Source organism: Lapillicoccus sp. (assembly GCF_039935575.1).
Lineage (GTDB): Bacteria > Actinomycetota > Actinomycetes > Actinomycetales > Dermatophilaceae > Lapillicoccus.
The window spans coordinates 1-3,361 of sequence record NZ_JBDTKA010000114.1 but is presented as its reverse complement, the minus strand read 5'-3'; the positions used below and the strand labels follow the sequence as shown (position 1 = coordinate 3,361).

2 protein-coding genes and 1 pseudogene are annotated in these 3,361 nt (G+C 67.1%); 1 reads left to right on the top strand and 2 read right to left on the bottom strand.

Annotated elements, in window-relative coordinates:
• Nucleotides 1-428, top strand: a pseudogene (locus ABI385_RS14015) (hypothetical protein); the annotation flags it as partial.
• Between the two features lie 43 nt (nt 429-471).
• On the opposite strand, the gene ABI385_RS14010 reads toward ABI385_RS14015, so the two are convergent.
• Nucleotides 472-912, bottom strand: coding sequence for a hypothetical protein (locus ABI385_RS14010; RefSeq protein ID WP_348104373.1), 441 nt, complete (start codon nt 910-912; stop codon nt 472-474).
• Between the two features lie 413 nt (nt 913-1,325).
• Nucleotides 1,326-2,867, bottom strand: coding sequence for a phospholipase D-like domain-containing protein (locus tag ABI385_RS14005; protein ID WP_348104372.1), 1,542 nt, complete (start codon nt 2,865-2,867; stop codon nt 1,326-1,328).
• Between the last annotated feature and the right edge of the window lie 494 nt (nt 2,868-3,361).

Below are 3,361 nucleotides of genomic sequence, written 5' to 3'. Positions count from 1 at the left end.
TCTCCTCATGGTTCGGGCAGGCGTTCCTCACCGGAGGCTGGTTCTGGGACAAGGTCGGGCTCGACTGGTCTTATGCCGAGCCGTTCGCTAGCACCAACGTGCTGTACAGCGACCTCGCCAAACTGCGAGGCAACGCGAACGACGACACCAGAGGTCTGGCGCGGAGGGTTTGCCAGATCGTCCGCGTCGACGAAAACGCACGATCCTCGGCTTCCACTCCGGTATGCCGATGTCGTCGCCGGCGTCGCGATCCTCGGCGGCGCCGAGGGGGACCGGGGTGCGGGTCGGCTTCGGCGGCCCGTCCCTGGCGCGGAAAAGTCAACACTGCACTCCCCCACCACGGCCGGGTCGGGGGTGCCGGTTCGGCCGACCTCGTGGCCGTCGAAGGTGAATTCGACGGCCAGCGGTATGGGCCATGTTCCACTTAGGGTCTGCTCCCTCAAGGGCTGTGCGAGAGCCTGAGACGGTCGCCTACTGAATGACGGGGACAGGGGCGTAATGACCGACGACGGTCACCGAGTACGAGACGCGCATCAGGTAGCCGTCGCCGTCGCCGACCGCGTAGTTGAACTGGGCCTCGACGGCGGTGACAGGCTGGCTCGATGCATAGACGTTGAAGTCGTCGACGGCCCAGCCGGCATTGTTCGAGACTCCGTCGTTCTGGATCGAACCGAGCAGCACCGTTGGAGCCCACTGCTCGATGACGAGCCCCTGACCGGCCGGCAGGCCGTACAGCGGGATATCGAATGCGGTCGCGCCCCGGTTCCAGCGGGTGGCGGACGTGCCGACGAGGGGCGGGTCGAGGATGACCGTCCCGGAGAGGATGAAGACCTCCTGGCCGGCGAGATCCTGGATGTGGACCCAGTGATCGCTGCTGAGGTGGTTACCGTGGGTGCTGGGTGGAACAGTCATGATGTGCTCCTTCGACGGACCGCCGGCCGAGTCGGCCAAGGGTGATATGCGAAGGAGACATGGCTGGTTGCTGAGATACGCGATCGGCACTGACACGAGGTGACCCCAGACGCGCCCGTCCTCAACCCCCCGGTCGTCCACAGGTTGGAACAGCTGGTTGGCCCGGCGACCAGAGTCAGCCGCTCCGTCCGGCCCAGAGCCGGCAGTCTTCCCCATCCTTAGATGCTGATGCGCCGGTTCCGCGCCTGCTCAGGCCCGGGCTACATGCGGAACGCGTGTCTTCAGCCGTCTGGCCCCCGCCGGTGACGAGAGGTCAGCCGTAACCCCCTGTTCCGGTGTTGCGAGGTTGGGTGGCATGGCACAACGGGACTCCATCAACCTGTCAGAGACATGCGCGAGGCGGCGTATGCCGTTTAGAACGAGCGACGCAGCCGGAGCGCGAGTGGCCGTCCGTCTGGGTCGTAGACAGCCCGGTACGCCGCCGTCGCGACCGGGCGGGTCGCCGGCCCTACTGGCGTCGACTCCAGGGGCCGCAGCTGGCCCCGCGGCCGGGGGACCAGATGTCCGCCCGCCCGCCACCTCTCGAGCCGAGCCGCCGACTCGGCGAACAGGCGGAACTGGTCCGCGGCGGGGACGGCGATCCCGGGTCCAGCCCCGAGGTGCTCCTGCGCCAGCCGCTCCCGGAGGCTGTAGGCGAACCCGGCGTGCGCGACCGCGGCCGATGCTTCCGAGTCGTGGGTCCAGGAACGCCGGTTGAAGTTGTCGGATCCCACCGACGCCCACTGGTCGTCGATGACGCAGACCTTCGAATGTACGTAGATCGGTGTCCCGGAGTCGTTCTCGATCCCATAGACCGCCACTCGGGAGGGAGCCAGTCGATCGAGCACCCCCAGCAGGGACTGCCGTGACACGAGGTTGGGCGGCTGCGACAGCCTGCCGTCCTGGTCGGGAAAATGCGGCAGTACGGCGATCAGGCGCAGATCTTGGTTGCGACTGAGCGCGGCCGCGAACACCGCGGCGACCTCGTTCGACCACAGGTATTGGTCCTCGAGGTAGATCAGGTGGCGGGCTCGCCCGATGGCCTTGATGTAGGCCCGGGCAACGCTGCGTTCCCCGTGGGGCGCGAAGGGGTAGCCGCCGAGCCGGCGCGGGTACGTACGCAGGATCTGCACGGGGTGCGGTCCGGCGATCGGCGGGTCAGGAAACTGCGGCGGGAGTGGAGTGCGCGCCGGACGGTCCCGCCGGCGGCGGTCCGCGACGACCCGAAAGGGCGACCGGCTGAGCAGCTGCGGATCCTGCCAACGCTCCCGGAAGACGGTCTCGACATCGCCCACCGCGGGTCCCTCGATGGCCAGCTGCACGTCATGCCAGGGCGGCGTCGGCCCGTAGACCTTCGCCATGGCCTGCCGCTGTGGGTCTCCCTGGTGCCGAACGTCGTCACGCCGGCTGTGGCACAGGTCGATGCCGCCCAGGAACGCGACGTCGCGCTCCGGTCGTCCGAGGTGGCGGAGGACGACGAACTTCTGGTGGTGCGAGCCACCCAACCGGACCCGCATATCGAGGACGACCTGCCCGCCTCGGGCGTTGATCTCCTCACCGAGATGCCGGTTCTCCGACGCGGAGAATGAGACTCGGTCCCAGTGCGAACGCCACACCAAACCTCGCACGTCCACACCGCGGCCGGCTGCGTCGGCCAGGACCGCACCGACCGTACTGCCAGGCTGACCGGTGAGCTCCTCGTCGGGATCCCCTCGCCAGTCGACGAAGAGGATCACGTCACCTGCTCGCATCCGCGTCACGCGGTGGTGCAGCTCGGTGAAATAGGAGGCCCCGTGGATCAGTGGCCGCACCAGGTTTCCCGCAGTCCAGGCGGCACCATCGTCATGGCGGGCATCAAGACTGGTCGAAGTGTTGCCCCGTTCGCCCGCGGTGAGGTACCACTGCCTTGGGTCCACGGCCGGATCGTACGCGCCCGAGTAAATCGCGCCGACCTTTCAGCAGCCGAGGTCAAGGTCACGCGACGACAGGCCGCGTGGCATCAGCTGAGAGCCGCGTCCCGGTAGCCCGCACCGTCATACGAGTAGGTACGAGGGCTCGCGTAACTCTTCCTCTGTGCACCCATAAGGGCATCCTTCCCTACCAGGCCGAAACCTGCTGCCATTCAACCGCCGTTGCACTACGCCCCGAGTCCCGTCACCATCGGGAAGCAGGGTCAGCTCACTGTCGGCCTCGAATCGACCCCTGTTCTCGAAACAGATGCGCCCAGATTGAATAGGTGGAGCGAATCCTGTTGTGAGACAGGAGAGTTGGAGCCGGTGGAGGCTCGAACCCCCAACCCCCTGTTTACAAGACTTAGTGCACGCACCCCGCTTGCCGGCTCTGACCTGCGGAAACACGCCCCTGCAGCGGCCATCTCGGCCAGTCGTGCGATCCATGTGAGATCTGGGTG

Bases quoted from the DNA above. Each gene is read 5' to 3' on its own strand.
- ABI385_RS14010 (WP_348104373.1), bottom strand. From the start codon at position 912: ATGACTGTTCCACCCAGCACCCACGGTAACCACCTCAGCAGCGATCAC.